Here is a 21718-nt window from a genome sequence, read left to right as displayed (position 1 = left end):
CACGGCATGGCTTGAAGAGGGCGAGGGGATCTAGATCCGCAGGATGTGGCGGATTTGATTAAGGGCAACGACGGCCTAGCGCCCCCATTTCTGCCGTTTGGGCATGGTTTGCGTCTGCCCGCAAGCGGACGTTCGGGTTCGCGTCCGCTCCGCACAGCTTCGCCGTAACTCCAATTCACTGAACGTGAATCCGGCATGCCCTATGCTGCCTCAGCGCCGTGGTGTCCCTTGTCATTATGGGCTGACATACTCTAAGGTCCAAAACATGAACAAGATTGACTATTCATCGTTTGAGTCGGCGGTCGAAGCGGCTGACCTCCCCACTGAATTAGTGGCGCCGTCAGCCGCGGCGGTGACAGAGGTTGGGGTAATTTCGCTGTTTGCCGGCATTGGTGGATTCGATCTTGCCTTTGAGCGAGTCGGCGCTGACATTCTCATGCAATGCGAGCTGGACAAGTTCTGCCAGTCCGTCCTTCGCCGTCATTGGCCTAAGGCTAAGCTCGCAGCCGACATCACCAAGCTCGATCCGGAGACTATGCCTGACGCGGACGTGTGGACCGCCGGCTTCCCCTGCCAGGATGTCTCGCTCGCTCGCGGTAATCACGGACGCAACGGTCTCAGGGGCGCCCACACGTCCTTGTTCTTCAAGCTGATGGAACTGGTAGAGGTCAAGAAACCCAAGGTCATCTTGCTAGAGAACGTCGTCGGACTGCTCAATTCGCACAGGGGTTGCGACTTCGCCGTCATCCTGAATGAGCTGACCAGCCGAGGCTATGCCGTCGCGTGGCGCGTTCTCAATGCTCGTTACTTTGGGGCTCCGCAGTCGAGGTCGCGCGTATTCCTATGCGCTTGGCGCGGCGACTACATTAGTGCGGTCGGCACGCTTTTCGAGGGAATTGCGAGCGCGAAGCCCGGTCCGGAGCGTACCGGCTTTGTCACCCAAACGAAAGACAGTCGCACTGGCGCCATCGTGCCGGAAGTCGCCTATTGCGTCGCCGCCACCAGCGGACGTCACACAGGTAACGACTGGAGCCGGTCATACATATCCTATGCCGACCGGGTGCGGCGTCCCACGCCAACCGAGAGCGAACGCCTGCAAGGCTTCCCCACGGACTGGACGCTTCCCGAGGCTACCTTCCCGGAACCGGGTCGCGGATTGGATTCGGAGCGGTATCATGCCGTGGGCAACGCCGTTGCCGTGCCAGTGGTAACCTGGATCGCCGGTCGGATCATCGCCGGCCTCAGTACCAAGACGAAGGCATCGAAGCTCGACTTCGCCGCCTACGTCCGCAAGGCTGCGCCCGACCTGAATCGCGAGAGCCGGCTTGTCGATTTTCTTGAGGTGCTCAAGGGCGTCGACGCTGGTAACTATTCCTATCGGTGGAAGAGCGGCGGCTGCGCCTGGGGCCATGTCGTGGTTGAGGGCGCTGCATCGCCGGCGCCGGTAAAGGTCATTCCCTCGCGCTTCGTCGACGTCCTCGACGCGACCGTGCCGCACGACCGTTATTTCCTGACGCCGAACGCTGCCGCAGGCATCGTTCGTCGGGCCGACTCAGTTGGCCGTACCCTGTTTCCGCCTATGCGAAAGGCATTGGACAAGATTGCCGCGACCATCGAAAAGCCTGGCGTTCACAGCCCCCGCAACGAAGGTGCCAAGGAATGGCCAGCCCAGCTTTCGTCCGCCTAGGTCCATCCAGCGCTGCCCTATCGCAACAACTGGACGAAGCTGACGCCGGTCCGTACCTGGACGAGGTGGAGTTCACTTGTGCGCAGGTCCCACAACAGTTCGGTTCTGGATCGCCGATATGGCTCTGGCTGGGCAGCAACAACAACAAGGGCGTGCCAACCGACTGGGCCCAGGGCATCCGTGGCTATGGGATCTGTAGGAGCAACGAGCGGGTCGAAGGCAGTAAGGAGTATGAGATCGTTATAGGCGACGTTTTTTTGCTGCCCCGATCGGTCTCGAAGATGGAGCTGCTTCAGGCATCGCCCGAAACATATGCCCGGGAACTCGCGGAGGCGGCGATCATCGGGCTCAACAACTACTCGTCGCAGGTCGTGCAGATCCTGAGCGACAATGAGTTCGCGGTCATCGGCGCCATGATCGGCGATATGATGCCGGAAGTGAGCGAGGAGCTTCGCAAGCGCATTCCCGGATCGTCCGGCATCAAGCTCATCGCCCGCCCTGAGGACGACGGCGGCTCGGCCGCCGCTTCGGCGGAAGCGGAAGAACCGGAGCTTCCGCCATATGAGACCGACCTGCCGGAAGAGGATCCGATCCTTCGCGAGGTGCGTCATCTGATCGAGGATGACAACTGGGGGGGCGTGCTGCTCCAAGGTGCACCTGCCACGGGCAAGAGCTGGTACGCACGCCAGATAGCCATCAAGATGACCGGTGGCGACCGGCGCCGCATGCGGGAGGTCCAGTTCCATCCGAGCTACCAGTATGAGGACTTCGTTGAGGGCTATGTGCCCAAGGGGTCAACCGGCTTCACGCTGCGAGACAAGCACTTGCTTGAGATGGTCGAGGTGGCGAACAGCACTGACGGACCTGTCGTGCTGGTGATCGACGAATTCAGCCGGACGGATCCGGCACGCGTCCTAGGCGAAACCATGACGTATATGGAAGGCTCGCTGCGAGGGGTGGAGTTCCGTCTGCCATCCGGACGTCGGATCAGCATCCCGAAGAACCTGGTGTTCCTCGCGACCATGAACCCGGACGACCGCTCTGTGGACGAGATCGACGACGCCATGGAACGGCGCTGGGCGAAGATCCATCTAAAGCCCGACGTCGACAAGCTTCGGACCTTCCTCGAAGGCAACGGCGTGTCTGGCCAGATGCTCGGCGCCGTCATCGAGTTCTTCTTGGCATTGCAGGAGCACGTCGAGATTGGACATGCCTTCTTCCGGACGGTGAAGGATCAGGCTTCATTGGTGCGCCTTTGGGAGCGTCAGCTGCAGTACGTCGTGAAAAAGCGGTTCCGGTTCGATGCCGACGCGCAGGGGGAGATCGGCGTGCTGTGGGCACGGTGTATCTCGCAAGCGATAGGAGATACTGAGCCGGCAGCACCCGTCGATGGCGCCTGATGGCAGCGGCCGCCGTCGTCGCTTCCAAGACAAAGCGCGAAGGGCGCAGGATCATATCCTTGGCATCTCGGTCATCGGTCGAACTGCCCATCACCGACCTGCTTGTCAACGGCAAGCTCGACATCTTCCCGCACGTCGAAGAAAAGGGCCTGCTGTTCCTACAGTTCAGGCGGAACATGCTGAACTTGGCCGCAGGACCATATATCGGCTTGATCCCTCTTACCCCGACCGTCTCGGTAGACGTGCGCCCGAAGCTCCCGATCGGCAACTTCGCTAAGGTGATTGATGCTGCCCGTGGCTCGCTGAGCTCCATCACCGGCGTCGACCGCCTTTACCTGTCCAACGATCTGGCCAGCAACAGCGTCCTTGAGTTCCTCGCGGTCAACCTGCTGCATGCGCTTCGGCCCGTGGCCGAAAACGGCCTGCTGAAGGACTACATCCGAACATCGGAAATGACGAGCAGCCCCCGCGGGCGCATTGATCTCACCGGCACAATGGTTCACGCTTGGGTCCGCGGGCAGAAGCACAAGGTGCAGGCGCAGCGTTTCGAACAGACCCCGAACGTGCCTGTGAACCGTGTGCTTAAGTCGGCGCTGCGGATGCTGCTGTCGGGCCTTAAGAGCAGCGGGGCGAACAGTCGCCAACTGAACTCCGCCGTCAACCGCGCCTACTTCGAAATGCCAAGCGGCATCGATGAGATGCGGCCCACCGACTTTGAGCAGGCAAAGCATCTGTTGCTGTCGCGGCTGCTGCCGGTGTCCCGGATGTATTACATCCGGGCGCTGGAAATCGCGCTGCTGATCGTTTCGAACCGTGGCATCTCGCTACAGGATAAGGGTGAAGACGTGATGCTCGACACCTTCATCGTCAACTTCGAGACGATGTTCGAGGACTACCTGCGGCGAGTGCTGGAGCTTCGGGCCGATCCCGCGTTGCTGAGGGTTCGCGATGGCAATGCGGAGGGGAAGAAGCCGCTTTTCGATGACCGCAGGGATCCGCCAGCGCAGCCGGACATCGTCATCTCATCGATCACCACGGGCAAGAAGCTGATCGCCGAGGTGAAGTACAAGGAGAAGCCGAACCGAGACGACTACAACCAGGCCATCACCTACGCGGTCACGTACCGGACCGACCGGGCGATCCTAGTCCACCAGAACAAAGCTGGCGCAGCGACGGGCCTTCGCCACATTGGCACGATGAACGGCATCGTGCTCGACGCCTATGCCTTCGATCTATCCCATGCCGACCTGGAAGCGGAGGAGCAGGCCTTCGCGGATGTGCTACTGGGCGCCGTTGTCTGACCTCACTCCATCGTCTTCCGCCGAATGATCATGGCCAGGCGATCGGCCTCTGCCATCAGCTCGAACACCTGAGCTCTGATCTCAAAGAACCGCTCCAGCTCTTTACCGGCCTTGTGCCGCATCGTCTCAGTCGCCATTGGCTGCGCGTCGGCGCTGCTTAGGAACCGTTCCATGCGAGCGACCCTCACGACCTTATCGGGCGGGTTCAGCGTTTCCAGGTAGTCGCGCCAGGGCTTTTGGCCCTTGCTCTCGTTGCAAGTGCGACAGCACGGGACCAAGTTGCGGACGTGGTGCCCATGACCGGAAAAGTCTCCCTTCACCACGCGATTAAACACATGGTCCCAAGTTGCCGCTTCCTTGCCGCAGTAGACGCACGCCAGCTCGCCATCCGGATCCTGGTCTAGGTCGCGCATAGCCGCAGCAATGGATGCGCTGTCGAAAACGTCGTGCGGCGCCAATGCAGAAGCGAAAGCGTTTGAGAACGTGCTCTTGCGTCCCATGATGGTCGAAGGCTTTAGATATTTTTTGATGGTTGAAGACTTCACGTTCGTTACTCGTTTTCATCCAGGCACTATCCTGTAAATTCCTTGAACAACCAATGAAGACCGCAATGGAGGCTTGTGAATTGCACATGTCATAAGCCACCCCGAGTGAACGGCAGCTTACTGCCGTACGTTTCCCAAAACCGGATCGTCTGGAAAGGGCCCCATTCGTGTCATTCCAGAATCTTAACAGTTGTCCGGTGTCGGCAGCGAGCCTGTCCGCTGCCTCGATGAGTTGCGGGCGTCGATCTATTCGGCGGTCAGCACCGGTAGCCACTTCCAGCCTTCATACCGGTCGCCTCTGGTCTTAATGTGCGCATAGCGCTGCAGGGACTGCCAGCCGCGGTGTCCGGACACGGATGCGGCAAGGGGGATGGTGCGTCTCATCTCGAACAGCCGAGACACGCCCTCGTGGCGCAGGTCGTGGAAACGGAGGTCGTCGATCCCGAGCACCTGGCATGCGCGCGTGAAGGCTGCGCTGATCGCGTCTGTGCCATAGGGGAAGACTCGGTGCCCGACCCGTGGCAAAGTCTCCATGATTGTCAGGGCTCTGGGGGCTAGTATCGTGCCTACTTTCGCGTACTTGGGACTCATGGCGACCGCTGCTACGGCCGGTGGTGGTCGATATAGCAAATCGAAGACAACTGAAACGGCGCCCCCCTAGAGGGGCGCCATCTCGATTCTGACGACGACTCTAGTGACACGGCCCGTTGAATTCATTCAATGGCCGGCAGCTTCCCAAGCTGCATACGAGGGTTCGATTCCCTTCACCCGCTCCAGCTCGTTTTCACCGGATTAGCTGTGGCCGGGAGGTGCATTCGCGCTTCGGTTTTGCGGCCGGTTTTACCGGTGACGTTCCCGTTCTGCCCTTCGCGATCTGTCCGGTCTCAGTCGCCGCCGCCCTGTCCACGTGACAGCCGGTGCATGGACGACACGATCAGCAGCCGCCGGACATGGCCGACATCCGGCTCAGCAGCCGTGCCGTCTCCTCGTCGATCCGGCCGGACGGCTCAAGTCCATACTGGATCTGAAACCTGTTGACGGCGTTCGACGTCGTCTCGTCGAAGACGGCGTCGGGACGTTCCAGCAATTGCCCGAGACGGTTGAGGATAGTCTCGGCGGCGTTGACGCGGGGCGAGATGTCTCCGGGCTCCAGTGCCACGAAGCGTCGGTCGGTCGCGGGCCGGCATGTTTCGTCGTCAGGGCGAGGAGAGAGGGCGAAGATGCCCGACAACTGCCCGCCGTCTGCGTCCGAGACCGCCATCAACGAGGCATGGCCCCGCGCGCCATAGACGAGCGACTGTGTCTCCATGAACAGCCGTCCATCCGCCGAGCGCATCAGCGAGGCTCGCCCGCCATCGCAATCGATGGAGCAGCGCAGGATCCCGTTCTGCCCGGAAGTGCAGGACGCCTGTGTGTCGAAGGCGAGATTCGGCGCGTCCCATTCGGTGAAGGCGACCGACAGCAGGTAGGAACCGCCTTCGCTCTCCTCCTCGGAGCCGCCTGCGGATGGCTCCCATTTCGCCAGGCGCACCGTCATCTCGCGCACCGGGCCGTTCTCGCGTGGAAACGATGCCGCATGGCAGATGTCGACGAGGTCGCCAAACCCTTCTTCGCCGAGCGCATCGGCCGATGGAAGCGCCCAGACCGCGATCAGGGCAGCCGCGGCCATCATGCGAGAGACGCTCCGGCGCCTCGACCTGTCAGTTGCCCGGATCATCGCCAGTTTCCCGTCAGAATGAATGGTGCCCAGTAAAACGGGTGCCCGAGACCGAGCGCGTTCGCCTGCGTCCCGTTCGACTTGAGCGAGACCGCCCCGCGCTCGGCCGTTTCGAAGACGATGCTCTTCCCGGCCCAGTTGGTCGTGGAGCCGATGTCATCGGAGATGAATTCCCGCTGCACCAGGCCGAGCGCATGCGCCTTCGAGTAACCGCCCCGATCGCGCAGTTCGTAGAAGCGCTGCATCATGATCGCCGTGGTGTTGTCGGCGACCGGCCAGAGGCTCGCCAGGATCGCCCTGGCACCGCGGTTGCCGGTGATGCGCGCGAGGCTCTCCAGTTCCCGCCCGTCCCGTCCCGGGCTGGCGAAACCGGTCTGGCAGGCCGACAGCGTCAGCAGGTCGACACGTCCGAACTCGAAGGCCCGTCGATTGGCCTTGATGTCGGCCAGCGGCAGTCTCTCGCCCGTCCCAAGCAGGAGGAACGACGTCGAATCGGTCTCGCCCAGGGCAAAGTGCGAGGACACGTGGACGACGCCGACGCCCGCCGTTCCGGCGGTTCCGATGCGCAGTGCATCCTCCAGCGCCGTGCGGTCGAACTCGTCGTCGAAGCGGACGCGCCCGTCAAAGAGACCCTCACCGTCGCCTTGCCGCAGGATGCCTTCGAGTTCGATTCGCACGCCCGGCAAGGCGGAGAAACCTGCCGCGGCCCGCGTCATGCCGAGACCGGCGAAGGGGATGCCGGTCACCCGGTCGCCGGCGATTTCGAAGCCTGCGTCGGACAGAACGGAGACGTCGAACCGTTCAACGAGGAAGCCCCTGCCGTCATGCAGGGCGGCAAAGGGAAGGTAGCGCAGGCGTCTGTCGAGCGAGACGAGCAGCAGATCGACGTCGAGCGCATCGAGGTCCGCCGCGAAAGGACCGATCAGGAGATCGTGGAGCTTGCGGCCCTGCGTGCGCGGATCGCCGCGGGGTGCGTTCAGGGCCTGGAGAAAGGCGTCGATCTCGGCATTCAGGACCGTTTCCCGGAAGGGCTCGCCCTGCCATGTCGTGACAGTGTGGCTCCGCCGGTCGGTGCGGGTGGTCAGAATGGCGCTCAGCCGGTCGGGCAGCACCACGAAATGGATCGCCGCCGCGTTCTCCTCGATCTCCGTCTGCATGTAGCCCTGCAGCGGCCCGAGATCGGACAGGCGCGTGGCTCGGTCCCCCGGCCAAGCGTCTCCGCGGCGGCGATGATGTCGTCGAGGCCGCGCTCGAAGGCAGCATCGGCGGCGTTCAGACGGTCTTCGATCGCGGCCAGTTCGCGCGCCTCGTCAGCGTTCAGTCCTTCAAGCGCGCGCTTGGTGCGCAAAGCGTCGCTGCGTCTCGCATCCTCCACCGTCGGCGGCACGAGCGCCTGGAGCGCCTGGCGCAGCGTCTCTTCCTCGTCCGAGAAGGGCAGCTCTTCATAGGAGCGACCGACGAAGGCCGGGTCGCGTTCGACGAACTGGAACGCCTCGAAGTCCTTGAGCAGCCCCATCACGAATTCGGCCTCGCTCAGCCGGTTCTGCCGGATCAGGAGGTCGGCCAGCCAGCGATAATTGTCGGCGACGAGGTCGCGAAAGCAGGTCTGCAGCCGTTCGGGAACGGCCGAGAGGTCGCTGCGGATGCGCTGGAGGGCGTTGACGGCGTCCTTGGCCAGGACCATCGCGACGTCCGACGCGCCGAGATCGAAGGCCCGTTCGCTCGCGCGCGACAGGTGGCAGACGCGTGTCAGCCCGTTCTGGATCGGGCTGCTGGTCAGGGCGGCGATGTCGTCGAGCGCAAGCTCGGCCGACAGGGCAGCGAGCTCGAGCCTCAGTGCAGGCTCCGCCGCGCCGTCTGCCGTCAGCGCCAGGGAGTACTCCCGTGCCGCGTTGACCAGGGCGCGGCTCAGGCCGCCGCGCGCTGCCACCGTCTCGTAGGTCTGCGCCGCCCGGGCCGTGTCTCGCCGTACCGGCGCCGGCTCCTGCGGCAGTTCGAACATCATGTCGAGATAGGCCTCGGCCTTCTCGTCGCCATTCCGGGCCAGGATGCGCAGGAAGGGTTCGAGCGCCGGCGGCAGCGATTTCAGCGCACCGCCCGAACGCTGGACGAACAGGCGCCGTAGCGTCGGGTCGCGCTCCGCCGATACGCCGTCCAGGGCGTCGCCAACGACGACGTTGAGGGTGCCGTCGTCTGCGGCCTGCCGGGCAAGCGCAAGGGCGCCCTCGAAGTCGCCATAGGCGGCGCGGATGTCGATCAGGCTCGGCGACCCGAGCCGTTCGAGCCGTTCGATGCCCTGCGCGATGAGGCGCACGTCCAGCCGCCCCGAGGCGAACAGACCGGCTGCCTCCTCACATCTGCCGTTGGCTTCACCACAAATGGCGTCGAGGACCTCGGCCATGTCGGACGCGAAGCTGGCCGGGTCCGCCCTGTCCATTGCCAGGGTGAGGTAGGATGCGAGATGCGTGTCGTATCCGAACAGCGCACCGCTCCCGTTTTCGGCAGGCGTCACGTTGGCAGCGAGCTTCTCGGCCGCTTCGCCTGGTTTGCTTTCGAGGGACGGGCGCGCGCGAAGAAGAGTGGCTAGCAGATAAGCGGCGTCATCGTCGTCCTCAGCCGCGCGTCGAAGCCAGGTCGCCGCCGCCGCCACATCCACGGGACCGCCGCACTCCGTGCAGAGAAAGGCGTCTGCCAGTGCCCGGGCCAGAAACGGGTCGTCGGCGACCTGCTCGTCCAGCAGTGTCCGCCCCAGCGGACTGGCCAGCGCGCCGCTCGACGCGACGATCCGGTTCACCACGAGGCTGCGGATGTCGTCATTCGGCATCCCGCCCTCGTTGAGCGGCGCCAGCGCCTGGCCGTAGAGCGCGATGGTGCGACGGACGTCCGCGCCTTCGACGTCGAGGATCGTGGCCAGTTGATAGGCGGCGAAGGGCTCGCCTGCTTCGGCGGCACGTTCCGCCATCCTTCGGGCGAGCTCGAGGTCCTGCGCCACCCCCAGGCCATGGCGGTGCAGGAAGGCCAGGCGGGAGGTGGCGAAGCTGTCGCCCCGATCCGCCGCCGCCGCAAGGAAGCGCGCCGCGAGTTCAGGGTCGCGCCCGCTTGGTGTCGCACCTTCGAGCAGCCGGTCGGCCAGCTTGATCGCCAGGTGGACCGATCCCTCCTCCAGGAGAAGGCGGGCCGCCTCCGGATCGTCCTGTGCCAGTTCCGCGAGGCGGGCGAGATCGGCGAGTTCGGCGACGCTGACGGAGGTTCGACCATCGATGGCGAGGGGGCCGGCAGCGTGCCGGTAGATTTCGCCATTCTCATTGCCGAACTCGCGGTCGCGCTGTGCTTCGGCTTCGATCGCGGCGCGCGCGGCCGTCACTGCGAGACGCGGGTTGCTCCGGGCGGCCTGGTAGAGCTGATACGGTTCGGGACTGTCGGCGGCCAGACGCCGCCAATGCAGTGCCGCGGCGTCCGATCGTGAGACGCCGATCCCGTCCGCATAGATGTCCGCGAGCATCGCCCGCTTCCTGGCCGGCGTCAGCCCGTAGGAAGTGAACACCGATTCCGCCAGCCGCTCGCCGAAACGCGTCCAGTCCGGAGCGCGGCCGAGACGGTCGAACAGTTCCACACGTTCGGGCGTCAGCGACTGCAGCCAACCCGAATCGTTCTGATCCAGGAAGTCGAGCGCGATGATCGTCTCGGCGCCGTCGAAGGCGTCGCTGTCGCAGGCGCCGGCGGCCATCGGCCGTTTCGCGGCGGCGACGACATCGCCCGGCGTCGGTCGACCTTCGGGAGCGGGCAGACCCGTCGCCTGTGCCAGCGCGCTCCACGCGGCGGTCGTCATCGGGCCGAAGGCGCCGTCATGGTCAGGGTCTGTGCAGCCGTGGAGATACAGCAGCTCCTGCGCCCGCAGGTAGAGCGGATGATAGGTCGAGCGGAAATCCTGCTGGCGCTCGACGAGCGTGTGAATCGAGTTCTGCTCGGGGTCCGCCAGCACCAGGCAGAGCTGGTCGCCATACCGGTCGACATCCTGCGCGACCGCGCGAACGACCGTGGGATGCGCGGCGATGATGCCGTTCATGATCGCATCGCGCCGGTCTGCATCGAGATCGGAGAGGCCGTAATTCTCCAGGATGTCGTCGGCGAGATCGGCGAAGCCTGCCGCGCTTCCGAGGCTGCGGACGGTCTCGCCGGTGTAGGCCGACAGCAGGATGAGCATCGGGCCGGCCTCGTCGCGCTGACGCGGCAGGCCCTCGCAGGTCAGCCGGTCGAGGCTGCCCAGCAGTTGTCCGATGCCGTCCGCCGCCGGCACGGCCTTCCGGTTGTTGGCGCGCAGCGAGGCCAGGATCGGGCGGGCGATGTCGCGATAGCTCTGCGCCCGGTCGGCGGAATAGGTGAAGTGGATGGCTGCGAAGCAGTCGCACGTGTCGATCCGCAGATAGGCAGACGAAACGGAAAGCCCAAGCACCTCGTCCGTCAGCGTCACGCTGCATTCGGTCGGGGAACTGGCCTCGTCCGAACGCTTCAGGAAACCCTCGGCAGCCTTGTTCTCGATCCGCTCGGCAAGGAGGCTCGCACATTCGTCGTGGCGGTCCTGGATCAGGCGCAGATTGCCGCGGACGCCTTGTATCGCAAACTGGCGATCGATGCCCGAATGGGTGAAGCTTGCGCCCTCGGGAAGGGTGACGCTGACCTGGTAGGCGACGCCGTTGCGCGTCAGTTCCACGGCTTGCGCTGCGCCTGTGCCGACGAGAAGAGCCAGTATCGGCAGCAGCCTGGTCACCACGGCCGAGACAAAGTTCTGCATAGCCGTCCGATCTCGGTTGAGGGGTCGAGCCAGTCCATTCTTGCCGCTCATGTCCGCGACGTCAAATCGTCGTGGTGGTTCCGGGACAGCGGTGACAGGAACCTGCCGGGGTGGTGCTTCTCTCGGGAAGCTTTTCCCAAAATTTCTCCGGGAGCTCTTCCCCAGATTGCGTCCAGAGCCCCGCAGAGTGCGCATGGCGGCTTCAAGGTGCGCCGGGCGCAGAGGGCCGGAGAGGGGCGGAGGCGGGCCTCGTTCGCGTCTGTTTCACCAAGGGGCGTGCAGCACCGTGGTGTGATCCGGAAATGGGCCGGATCCGTGCAGGTGAAAAGCTTTCATGCTAGCAACGCGGCTCGTGCAACCGACGTTCAGGATTAGTCGACTAGATGGCTGCGAGTGATGGTTGCGCAAGCGAACGCAAGGTTGCGGTCTCCATCCTGGCTCTCGGGCAGATCGGCTACGGGCTGGCCGCGCGCGAGGCCGTCGCCTCCGTCCTGCAGCACACCGTTTTCGACGTCTTCCTGACCTGCGACGCCGTAACGGCGCCTCTCTTCGCGCCGCACGGTCGACTGCACCTTCTGACTCGTCGCGCGCCTGCGGTGTCGTTCAGGCCGACGAACTTTTTGGCCAAGTTCGAAGCGCTGGCGGACTGTCTCGACGTCAGCGATGCCGCGTTCTTCATGCAGCTCGACGCGGACGCCGTGCTGACGCGGTCCGCAGACGGCGCCATGGTCGCCGAGGCCCTCGGCGACGCCGACATCGCGATGGCCGAGCAGACATCGATCCTCGGTTCGCCGATCGGGCGCGCCGAACTGCGCCGGCACTATATCGACCATGCCCTGGCGTTCCTGGCGCCGCAGCTGGAAGCGCCGCCGCCGGACCGGTTCTGCTTCGCCAATTCAGGCGTGGTGCTGTTCCGGCGGGACGGGCTGAAGGCCTTCCTCGACTGGGCGCGGCCCCTGGCGGCTGGGCTGACGGCCGAGCATCGGCATGGAGAGCACTGGATCGCGGATCAGGACTATCTGCAGGTCTGGGCCAATGCCGTGAACCCCTCGCGCTTCGCCCGCCTGCCATGGCAGTGGAACCACTGCGAGCACTGGGACGAGGGATTTCCGCGCGCCGAAGCCCTGATCGCCCATCTGAGCAACTTCATGAACGGACCGGTGCCCGAGACGGTCCTGCGCCTTCGCGCTCTGCGCCAGGCGGACGCGCCGCCCGTTGCCCGCCCGCCCGTTCCCCGCCCGCCCGGGCGCGGGCCGCGGACCACCTTCGTCGTGGTCAGCCACAACTCCGCCGGCTGGCTGGACATGTGCCTCGAAGCCGCCGCGCCGCATGGCGACCTCGTCGTGGTCGACAATGCGTCGTCCGACGCCTCCCCGGTCATCGCGCGTCGCCGGGGAGCGGAGGTCCTGCGCAACGGCTCGAACCTCGGCTTCGCCGCCGCCGCCAATATCGGGGCCAAGGCCGCCCGGACGCCGTTCGTCTGCTTCCTCAATCCGGACTGCCTCGTCACCCCGCCGGTGGTCGAGGCGGCCGAGGCGGCGCTGGCCGAGGAGCCGCTGCAACTGCTCGTCCCCGGTTTCGTCGACTGGACGGGCAGGCCGGAGAGCGGACTGCAGCCGGGCTACACCCGGCTCAAGATCCTGGCCGATCTGATCGAGACGCGCGCGCCGAAGCATGCCCGCCGGATCCGCTCCGCGGCGCGTGTCGACGACGACGCCTGGCACTGGCCGCTGGGCGCGTGCATCTTCACCTCGACGGACGCCTTGCGGATCCTCGGCGGGTTCGACGAGAGCTATTTCTGCTACATGGAGGACGTCGAGATGGGACGGGCAGCCGCCGCGCGCGGCATCGCCATGAACGGCCTGCCGCACGTCGTCGTCCATCTGGGCCAGCATGGAGCGGCGATCGCCGGATCGCGACGGGCGGCGCTCATGAACGAAGCGCGCTTCCGCTATGCCGCGCGCCATCACGGGCGTGGCTTCGCCGTGTTCGCCGAAGCCACGGCCCGTCTCCTGGGCTTCCTGCGCAAGCCTCTCGGCGGGTTCCCGCGACGGGTGCGGGGATGAACGTCTACTTCCTGCCCGGCGCCGGGATATTCGGCGGCATCAAGGTCGGTTTCCAGTTCGCCGAGGCGCTCGCGGCGGCCGGCCTGAAGACCGTCATGGCCCTGCCGGAGGCGGCAGCGCCGCAATGGTTCCGCAGCACGGCCCCCGTCGTCGACCGTGCCGCGGCGCTGGCCGCGCTGAAGCCCGGCGACGTCGCGATCTTCTCGTTCCCGCCCGACCATGCCGAGCTGAAGGCGACGCCGGCGCGCCTCGTCTTCCACTGCCAGGGGACCGCGCCCGAGATCGACCCCATCCTGGCCGATCCGGACGTGACGGTCCTGACCTGCTGGCAGCAGGCGCAGGATTACGCGGCGGCGCGCGGGCGCCGCTCCATCCCCGTCGGCATCGCGATTTCCGACTGCTTCTTCTACGACGGCACGCCGAAGCGCCGGGACGCCGTCTCCTTCATGCCGCGTCGCGGTGCCGCCATCGCGCGGGACGCTCTGCTGGCTCATCCCTGGCTCGACCTCGTCCCCATCGACGGTCTGCACGAGAACGCCGCCGCCGCGGTCATGAAGCGGTCGGCGCTCCATCTCGCCACGTCGGTGGGCGAATGGTTCGGCCTTCCGGCACTCGAGGCGATGGCGGCCGGCTGCGTCGTCCTGTCCGTGCCGGTCGTGGGCGGACGCGACTATCTGCGCGACGGCGACAACTGCCTCGTCGGCCAGCCGGGCGACATGCCGGCGCTGCTGGCGCGGCTGAGCGGACCCGGCGGCGCAGGCCTGCGCGACAGGCTCCGCACCGGAGCGATGGCTGCAGCATCCGGCTACCGGCCGAGCCGGCACAGGGCGCTGGTCAGGCAGGCGGTCGCTGCGGAGCTGGGGGCGGTGATGTCATGGAACTGACCGTCGTCATTCCCTCCTACGGGCTGAACGCCCTGCTGCGCACCTGCCTCGCCATGCTCGACGAAGCGATCAGGCAGGCCGGCATCGAGGCCTTTCGGGTCGTCGTCGTCGACAATGGAAGCGCGGTTCCCTACCAGCCCTCCGAATTCGAATGCCGCCAGCTCGACGTCGTGCGCCTGGATCGCCGGACGTCCTTCTCCCGCGCCTGCAACGTCGGTGCCGCCTGGCGCCCGGCGTCCTTCCTCCTGTTTCTCAACAACGACGTCCTGCTGCATCGCCTCGCGCTGAAGGACATGATGGCGCTCGCCGCGGACGCCCGCGTCGGCGCGTGCGGCGCGCGGCTGGTCTATCCCGACGACCGCATCCAGCATTGCGGGGTGCGGCTGTTCGGGAACGGCGACGGCCCGCATCACGAGTTCCACGGGTGGCCGACCACGAGCGTCAGCCGCGCCGTGCGCAGCTTCCAGGCGGTCACCGGCGCGGCGCTGCTTGTCCGGGGGGACACCTTCCGCGCACTCGGCGGCTTCGACGAAATCTATCCGTTCGGCTTCGAGGACACCGATCTCTGCCTGAGGATCAGGCAGCGCGGCCTGGGGGTGACGTGCTCCCAGGCGGTGGACTCCATCCACTTCGAATCCACCACCAACAAGTTGCCCTACCGGCACATGCCCAGCCGGGAGATCTTCTTCCGCCGCTGGGAGGGCCGCTACGCGCTCGACGGGGACGCCCGGCGATGAAGGAGGCGCCGATGATCTCGCTGATCGTCCACACCCGCAACGCGGCCGCCCGGCTCCCGGCGCTCCTGGCCTCGACAGCCTGGATCGTTGACCGGGTGCTGATCGACATGTCGAGCACCGACGGCACCCAGGCTCTGGCGGAAGGCGCGGGATTCCGGGTGGTGACGATCCCGCCCTCGGACGACGTCGACGCCATCCGCAACGAACATCTCCGCGAAGCCCGCGAGGAATGGGTGCTCGTGCTCGATTCCGACGAATCCCTTTCGGCGGATGCGCAGACGGAGATCGGTCGCCTGATCGCGGCGCATGGAGGGGCCTGCGATGCCTTCGCCATTCCCCGGTTCAACACCATCGCCGGCCACGTCATGCGCGGGTCGGGGTGGTATCCCGACCACCAGATCCGGCTGTTCCGGCAGGGAACCGTCGAATGGTCTTCCGGCCATCACCGCCCGCCGCGCGTCGCGGGGGGCGACGCCCGGCTGATCAGGCTCGACCCGCCCGACTGTTTGCACATCCACCATGCCAATTATGCCAGCCTCGCGGATTTCGTGGCGCGCCAGACGCATTATCTGCTGACGGACCGCTACGATCACACCTTCGATTTCGACGCCTACGTGACCGCCGCGCATCAGGAGCTGGCCCGGCGGCGGGACGTGGAGGCCGATGGCGACCTGTCGACGGCACTCGCCCTGCTGATGGCCTGGGACCGTATCGTCCGCGGGATCGTCCACTGGGAGAAATCCGGCCGAACGGCACCGCTCGACGTGTCCCTGGCGGTTCCCTTCGTCGTCGAGGTGGCGCCGACGACGCTGCACACGAGCCTGGGCCGCGCCTACCGCGCCCTGCGGACGTTCTATCGCCATCCGCTCAGGTTGCCCAAGGCATACGTCCGGGAGAGACTGCGCCGCAGGAAGGCCCGCGACGGCACCTGACCGGGGGGGCGAGGGCGGGCCAGGCGATGGGCCGCCATCGCGGCTTCGATTCTGCCCTGATCCGTTTCGGTCGCCGTCGGCTCAGAGCTGCCTGTCCGGCAAGTGGACGACGATGCCGTCGATCCCGGCCTGCATGCGGATCTGGCAGGAGAGCCGGCTCGTGGCGCGCCGCTCTGCCGTCGCGCATTCCAGCATGTCTTCCTCTCCGTCGACCGGCGGCCCGACCCTCTCGGCCCAGGCGTCGTCGACGTAGCAGTGACAGGTCGCGCACATCATCGAGCCGCCGCATTCGCCGAGGATGCCGTCGATGCCGCTGGAGACGGCAGCCTGCATCAGGCTCTCGCCCTCGTCCGCCTCGACCAGCGTGGTGGCGCCGTCGGCGGCGACAAAGGTGATCTTCATGGAAATCAGTCCTCGTTGGGAGCGGTGCGTCCGGCCGAGCGGTCAGCGCATCAGATCGGGCAGGAAGAGGGTGATCTGCGGATAGGCGATCAGCAGCGCCATCACGAAGAACTCCGCCACCAGGAACCAGGCGACGCCCCGATAGATCGTCCAGATCGGAATCTGGTCGCCGACGACGGATTTGACGACGAAGACGTTCATTCCGAGCGGCGGCGTGATCATTCCGATCTCGACATATTTCACCACGATGATGCCGAACCAGATCAGGTCGAGCCCCAGCGCCTTCATCATGGGCAGGAACACCGGCATGGTGATCAGCATGATGCCGAGCGGATCGAGGAACATGCCGAGGATCAGATAGATCGCGGAAATCGCCAGGATGACCATCAGCGGATCGCCGGCGAAGCCGGTCATCATCTCGGTGAGCAGGCCCGACACGCCGGTGAGCGAGAGCAGACGCGTGTACATGACCGCGCCCATGCCGACGAAGAAGATCTGGGCGGTCGCCGACATGGCTTCCCGCAGCGATTCGGTGAAGGCCTCGCGGGTCATGCGGCCCTGCAGCAGCGCGATGAGGAGGGCGAGGGCCGCGCCCACCGCGCCCGCCTCGGTCGGCGTGACGATGCCGCCGTAGAGCCCACCGACGACGCCGGCAATCAGCAGCAGCACCGGCCAGACCTCGCCCAGTGCGCGCAGCCGCTCGGACCGGAGTGTGGCGAGTTCGGCGTCGTCGAGCCTCGGCGCGAGCTGCGGGTTCAGCCGGCAGCGGATCAGGATCAGCAGCGTGTAGGCCACGGCGGTGAGCAGTCCGGGAACCACGCCCGCGATCAAGAGCCGCGAGATCGAGACTTCGGCGAAGACGCCGTAGAGCACGAGCAGGATCGACGGCGGAATGACGGCGGCGAGCGTTCCCGCGGACGCGATCACGCCGGTGGCCAGCGCCTTGTCGTATCCGGCCTTCATCATCTCGGGAATGGCGAGGCGGCCCATCGCGGCGGCCGAGGCGAGCGAGGAGCCGCAAGCTGCGGCGAAGCCGACCGACGCCATGTTGGCCGCGACCGCCAGTCCGCCGGGCAGGGCGCTGAACCAGAGCCGCGCCGCCCGGAACAGCGCGGTCGAGATGCCGGAATGATTGGCGATCGCCCCCATCAGCAGGAACATCGGGATGGCCGTCAGATCCCAGTTCGCCGCGAAGGAGAAGGGCGTCTCGCGCAGGATCGACCAGGCGATGCCGAAATTGCGGACATAGGCGAGGCCCAGCACCGACACCACGCCGAGCGCGACGCCGATCGGAACCCGGAGCGCGATCAGCGCCAGGATGATCCCGAGGGTGGAGAGGCCGAAGGTGAGGGCGTCCATCAGCGCTTTTCCCCCGTCGTGATGCGGTGGCCGGTCAGGCGGGCGAGCAGGCGGAACACCATCACCAGCACCATGGCGGTGCCGGCGACGGGCAGAAGCCAGCGCGTCGGCCAGACCGGGAGGTAGCCGCCGAGGATTTCCCAGACTTCGCCGCGATCCGTGCGTGCCATCGCCGACAGAAAGCTCTGCCACACGAAGGCGGCGACGTAGACGATGACGAGGAGATCGACGACGACCGCGATCACGTTCCTCGCGGCCGCCGGCAGGTTGCCGACGAAGATGTCGGCGGTGACGTGCTCGTCGCGCAGCGTGACCCATGCCAGTGGAAGAAAGGCCACGGCGATCATGTAGTAGGTGGCGGTGATCTCGCCGGTGCCGGGCAGTGGGTAGTTGAACAGCGTGCGCGACGCCACGTCGATCGTGACGTGCACCATCATCAGCCCGCCCGCCGCCATCGCCACGTAGAACAGGGCGTTGGACAACAGGATCGCCAGGGAATTGATCTGCTTCATTGCATCGAGCTCATCACCGCCTGCGCAAGACGATCGGCGGCGCCCGGGGGCGCCGCCGGCCGGGAGGATGGCCGCGTCAGAGCGCGGCGGGGTCGACCTTGGAGAAGACTTCGTCCCACAGGCGCTGCGTCATCGCATCGACGTCGGTTCCGACCTCCGCGGCGATGGGCTTCCACTTCTCGACGGCGGCGAGGAAGGTGTCGATCAGGACCTCCGGGTTCTCGACGCCGAGCTTCTCGCCGGCCTTGATCAGCCGATCGCGGTCGGCCTTGCCGAAGCCCTCGACCAGCGACGTGAGGTCGTCGGCGGGCGCCACGAGCTGCACGCCGTTGTCCTTGACCTGCCGCTGGAAGCTCTCCTCGTCGCGCAGCACGTAGTTGCCGATCGTGTGCTTCGCGGTTACGCGTGCGGACGCCCGCAGCATCGCCTTCTGCTCGGTGTCGGAGAGGCCCATGAACATCTCGCGGTTCACCAGGAAGCCGATGGCTGGCGCGGAATTGCCGAGCGGCAGGTCGGTGACGTGCTTGGCATACTCGCCATAGCCATAGGTCTGCAGCCATTCGCGCGTGGCCATCAGGCAGTCGAGGCCGCCCTTCTGCAGGAGGCCGACGGCGTCGGTCAGCGTGGTGGAGGTCGGCGTCGCGCCGGCGAGCAGCGCGAGTTCGGCGAAGCCGCCGGTGGCGCGCACGCGCTTGCCGTTCATGTCGGCGGTGCTCGCGACCGGGGTCGTGCACATCAGCCGGTAGGAGGCCGAGGCGAAGCCGCCGAAGGGCACGACGTTGTTCTTCCGCGCATCCTCCAGGCAGGACGGGCAGTTGAGAAACACCGTCTCGGCGGCAGCGGCTGCGACGGCGACCGTGTTGTCGCCCGGAACGACGATCGAATAGAGCAGCGTGAAGGAAGGCATCGCCTCCGGATTGTAGACGGGGATCTGGAGGCCTCCCTGCATCAGCCCGTCGGAGACCGCTGCGAGCGTGCCGCGGCCGTCGGCCAGCTGGCCGCCCGCGATCAGCTCCCATTTGAGCGAGCCGTCCGTCTCCGCCTCGATCTGCCGGAAGGCTTCCGGCAGCGCGTCGGTGTTGAGATAGTCCGAAGCCGGCGGCCAGGAGCCGTAGATCGGGTCCTGTGCTGCCGCCGCCGTCGCCAGGAGCGCGAGCGCGCCGGCGCCGAGAATCGATCGTTTCATGGTGTCCTCCCTAGGATGCGCCCCCTGCGGGCGCGGTTCAGATGGAATGTCAGGCCGGGGTCACTTCGACCGGGATCGCGTGATAGCCCCGCAGCCAGTTGATGTAGACGCGCTCCGGTGCGTCGGTGAGTTCGATGCGCCTGACCTTGCGGGCGAGCGCGGCGAGCACGGTCTCGGCCTCCAGCCTCGCCACCATCTGGCCGACGCAGGCGTGGATGCCGGTTCCGAAGGCGAGGTGGCCGACGGTCTTGCGTTGGATGTCGTAGTCGTCCGGCCGGTCCCAGCGCGCGGGGTCGCGGTTGGCTGCGGCCAGCCACATGAGCACCTTCTCTTCCGCCCCGAGCGCTACGCCGGCCAGTTCGGTGGCGGCCGGCGTGGTGCGTCCGATCACCGGGCTCGGTGCCATGAAGCGCAGACCCTCGTCGAAGGCCTGCCGCGCCAGCGACGGATCGGCCCGCAGGATGTCCCATTGCTCCGGGCGCTCGATCAGGGCCATCAGCGTGTTGCCGATGCCGAAGACCGTGGTGTCGATGCCGGCCGAGATGAAGGCGCGGACAAGCATGCCGGCATCCTCGTGCGTGATCTCGCCGGCATGGGCGGCGGCATAGATCTGCGCGCCGAAGCCGCCTTCGATCAGGTTTTCCTCGGCCATCTGCGCGGCGACGTATTCGAACGTGCCCTGCTCCTCGACGATCTTTCGCGCGGCAAGGTAGCGCTCGTTCTTCGGGCCCATCGCATTGAAGTTCAGCTCCGAGTACGGCATCAGGTGATGACGCCCCTCCGGCTGCAGTCCGACGGACTCGGGCAGCACCTTGAAGGGAAAGGCGAAGGCGAGGTCCGCCGCGATGTCGAAGCGCCGTTCCTCGATCAGCCTGTCGACCATGGCTTCCGCGATGATCCTGAAATCGTCCGCCAGCTTGCGCATCGCGGCGATCGACAGGACGCGCGCCAGCACCTTGCGGTTGGGCGTGTGCACCGGCGGATCGGCTTCCAGGATGCGGGAAGGCTTTCGCCAGGGCTCGTCGCGCAGCACGTTGGTCAGGCCGGTGCCGTAGGCGGACGAGAAGCGCTGCCAGTCGTTGAAGACCTCGCGGATGACCGCGTCACGGCCCGTGACCCAGAAGCCGTATTTCGGCACCCAGACCACGTCGCCGGCCGCGCGGATGGCGCGGTCGAGTTCGATCGGATTGTCGACCGCTTCGTCGCTGAACGGATCGATGTCCAGCACCGGCCGATCGTGCGGCACGTTCGTCGGCATGACGTGGGGTCCTCCTTTCATGAGTTTATTTAGCAACCGATTTATTTAGCAAGCGAATTGTTGCAGGTGCTGCGGGGGACGGCGCCGGATGGGGCCGGTCGCGCCACCATGCCGGTGCTCCGGCAACCCGGCCAGGCAAGGGCGTGTAGCCGGCGAGGTTTGCAATCGCTGCACTGCAGGGTTAAACGCGATGGTCCAGACGAGAAGATCACCCATGACCGACGATCCAATCATCACCGATGGCGGCAAGTCGGTTCGCGCCGAAAGCTACGCGCCCTACTATCTCTCGGTGCTCAACAACAGACTGTCCTGGGGCGCCTCGCAGCTCTATCTCAAGCTCTTCGACATCGGGCTGAACGAGTGGCGGATTCTCTCCGCGCTGCGCAACGAACCGGGCATCCAGGCGCTGCGCGTCACCGAGATGGTCGCGCTCAACAAGTCGGTGGTGAGCCGCTCGTCCAGGCGCCTCGAGGAACTGAAGCTTGTCCAGGCCCGGCTCGAGGAGGGTCGCCGTCTGCTCTGGCTGACGCCGCGCGGGGCCGCGCTCCACGACGAGATCATCACCATCGCCTACCGCCGCCAGGAAGCCCTTCTGGACGGATTCGACCAGGCGGACCGCGACACACTCTTCGCCCTGATGGAGCGCATGCGGCGGAACCTCGCGAAAGTCGACGTCGTCGACCGCACGATCGTCGAAAGCCGCAGCGACATGCCGACGGCGTGAGACGCGCTCCCTGCTGTCGATGCCGGCAGCCGTTCTTCGCAGAAATGATGACGCGTGAACATGCACGGCTCGCTCTCCTCCCAGGCTTGCCGATGTGGTTTATATAGCAATTAGTTTATTTAGCAACTGCATCCGCCGCGATCGGTGGCGCAGGTGCCAGGGTCGCCAGCGTGTGCCGGCATCGGCGGTGCCGGTCGGCGCCACTGGCGGGAGATC

At 66.0% G+C, this 21718-nt stretch carries 18 protein-coding genes; 8 read left to right on the top strand and 10 right to left on the bottom strand.

Annotation, left to right across the window (positions count from 1 at the left end):
- The first annotated feature begins 265 nt into the window (after positions 1-265).
- From IAI54_RS14250 to IAI54_RS14240, 3 genes are read left to right on the top strand one after another with little or no spacing between them, the layout of a single operon-like run.
- The gene (locus IAI54_RS14250) at positions 266-1687 is read left to right on the top strand and encodes a DNA cytosine methyltransferase (RefSeq protein WP_187967830.1); all 1422 of its coding nucleotides are present in this window, start codon (positions 266-268) and stop codon (positions 1685-1687) included.
- Complete coding sequence (locus IAI54_RS14245; protein WP_187967829.1) at positions 1660-3087, top strand: McrB family protein; 1428 nt, start codon at positions 1660-1662, stop codon at positions 3085-3087. The genes IAI54_RS14250 and IAI54_RS14245 overlap by 28 nt, the downstream gene beginning before the upstream one ends.
- Entirely contained in the window at positions 3087-4388 is a 1302-nt protein-coding gene (locus IAI54_RS14240; protein ID WP_187967828.1) for an McrC family protein, read from the top strand. Before IAI54_RS14245 ends, IAI54_RS14240 begins: the two co-directional genes overlap by 1 nt.
- Positions 4389-4390: 2 nt before the next feature.
- On the opposite strand, the gene IAI54_RS14235 is transcribed toward IAI54_RS14240, so the two are convergent.
- The 5 genes from IAI54_RS14235 to IAI54_RS14215 all read right to left on the bottom strand — a co-directional run bounded on the left by IAI54_RS14235 (position 4391) and on the right by IAI54_RS14215 (position 11442).
- Entirely contained in the window at positions 4391-4933 is a 543-nt protein-coding gene (locus tag IAI54_RS14235) for a hypothetical protein (RefSeq protein WP_187967827.1), read from the bottom strand.
- Between the two features lie 246 nt (positions 4934-5179).
- Complete coding sequence (locus IAI54_RS14230) at positions 5180-5467, bottom strand: tyrosine-type recombinase/integrase (RefSeq protein ID WP_235679053.1); 288 nt, start codon at positions 5465-5467, stop codon at positions 5180-5182.
- A 400-nt stretch (positions 5468-5867) separates the two neighbouring features.
- Complete coding sequence (locus IAI54_RS14225) at positions 5868-6605, bottom strand: peptidoglycan-binding domain-containing protein (protein ID WP_187967825.1); 738 nt, start codon at positions 6603-6605, stop codon at positions 5868-5870.
- A gap of 41 nt (positions 6606-6646) precedes the next feature.
- The gene (locus tag IAI54_RS14220) at positions 6647-7807 is read right to left on the bottom strand and encodes a CHAT domain-containing protein (protein WP_187967824.1); all 1161 of its coding nucleotides are present in this window, start codon (positions 7805-7807) and stop codon (positions 6647-6649) included.
- Complete coding sequence (locus IAI54_RS14215; protein ID WP_187967823.1) at positions 7744-11442, bottom strand: SEL1-like repeat protein; 3699 nt, start codon at positions 11440-11442, stop codon at positions 7744-7746. Before IAI54_RS14215 ends, IAI54_RS14220 begins: the two co-directional genes overlap by 64 nt.
- 383 nt (positions 11443-11825) lie before the next feature.
- On the opposite strand from IAI54_RS14215, the gene IAI54_RS14210 reads away from it, so the two are divergent.
- From IAI54_RS14210 to IAI54_RS14195, 4 genes are read left to right on the top strand one after another with little or no spacing between them, the layout of a single operon-like run.
- On the top strand, positions 11826-13508 hold the full coding sequence (locus IAI54_RS14210; protein ID WP_187967822.1) for a glycosyltransferase: 1683 nt from the start codon (positions 11826-11828) through the stop codon (positions 13506-13508).
- Entirely contained in the window at positions 13505-14392 is an 888-nt protein-coding gene (locus IAI54_RS14205; protein ID WP_187967821.1) for a glycosyltransferase, read from the top strand. Before IAI54_RS14210 ends, IAI54_RS14205 begins: the two co-directional genes overlap by 4 nt.
- Positions 14383-15129, top strand: coding sequence for a glycosyltransferase (locus IAI54_RS14200; protein ID WP_187967820.1), 747 nt, complete (start codon positions 14383-14385; stop codon positions 15127-15129). Before IAI54_RS14205 ends, IAI54_RS14200 begins: the two co-directional genes overlap by 10 nt.
- Positions 15126-16061, top strand: a complete 936-nt coding sequence (locus IAI54_RS14195) for a glycosyltransferase (protein ID WP_187967819.1) — start codon at positions 15126-15128, stop codon at positions 16059-16061. The genes IAI54_RS14200 and IAI54_RS14195 overlap by 4 nt, the downstream gene beginning before the upstream one ends.
- A gap of 81 nt (positions 16062-16142) precedes the next feature.
- Here the strand turns inward: IAI54_RS14195 and IAI54_RS14190 are convergent, their stop codons facing one another.
- The 5 genes from IAI54_RS14190 to IAI54_RS14170 all read right to left on the bottom strand — a co-directional run bounded on the left by IAI54_RS14190 (position 16143) and on the right by IAI54_RS14170 (position 20778).
- Complete coding sequence (locus IAI54_RS14190) at positions 16143-16463, bottom strand: 2Fe-2S iron-sulfur cluster-binding protein (protein WP_187967818.1); 321 nt, start codon at positions 16461-16463, stop codon at positions 16143-16145.
- 42 nt (positions 16464-16505) lie between these two features.
- Entirely contained in the window at positions 16506-17822 is a 1317-nt protein-coding gene (locus tag IAI54_RS14185) for a TRAP transporter large permease (RefSeq protein ID WP_187967817.1), read from the bottom strand.
- Positions 17822-18334 carry a TRAP transporter small permease gene (locus IAI54_RS14180; RefSeq protein WP_187967816.1) on the bottom strand — a complete coding sequence of 171 codons (513 nt, stop codon included), beginning with the start codon at positions 18332-18334 and terminating at the stop codon, positions 17822-17824. The genes IAI54_RS14185 and IAI54_RS14180 overlap by 1 nt, the downstream gene beginning before the upstream one ends.
- Before the next feature lie 76 nt (positions 18335-18410).
- Positions 18411-19520 (bottom strand): TRAP transporter substrate-binding protein DctP, encoded by a 1110-nt coding sequence (gene dctP, locus IAI54_RS14175; protein WP_187967815.1) that lies wholly within the window; start codon positions 19518-19520, stop codon positions 18411-18413.
- A 49-nt stretch (positions 19521-19569) separates the two neighbouring features.
- Complete coding sequence (locus IAI54_RS14170; RefSeq protein ID WP_187967814.1) at positions 19570-20778, bottom strand: cytochrome P450; 1209 nt, start codon at positions 20776-20778, stop codon at positions 19570-19572.
- 214 nt (positions 20779-20992) lie between these two features.
- On the opposite strand from IAI54_RS14170, the gene IAI54_RS14165 reads away from it, so the two are divergent.
- Positions 20993-21502 carry a MarR family winged helix-turn-helix transcriptional regulator gene (locus tag IAI54_RS14165; RefSeq protein ID WP_187967813.1) on the top strand — a complete coding sequence of 170 codons (510 nt, stop codon included), beginning with the start codon at positions 20993-20995 and terminating at the stop codon, positions 21500-21502.
- Positions 21503-21718: the final 216 nt, after the last annotated feature.

Origin of the sequence: Aquibium microcysteis (assembly GCF_014495845.1) — a bacterium.
GTDB classification, from domain to species: domain Bacteria; phylum Pseudomonadota; class Alphaproteobacteria; order Rhizobiales; family Rhizobiaceae; genus Aquibium; species Aquibium microcysteis.
The sequence above is the reverse complement of the archived record's forward strand: the minus strand, read 5'-3'. Positions and strand labels throughout refer to the sequence as shown.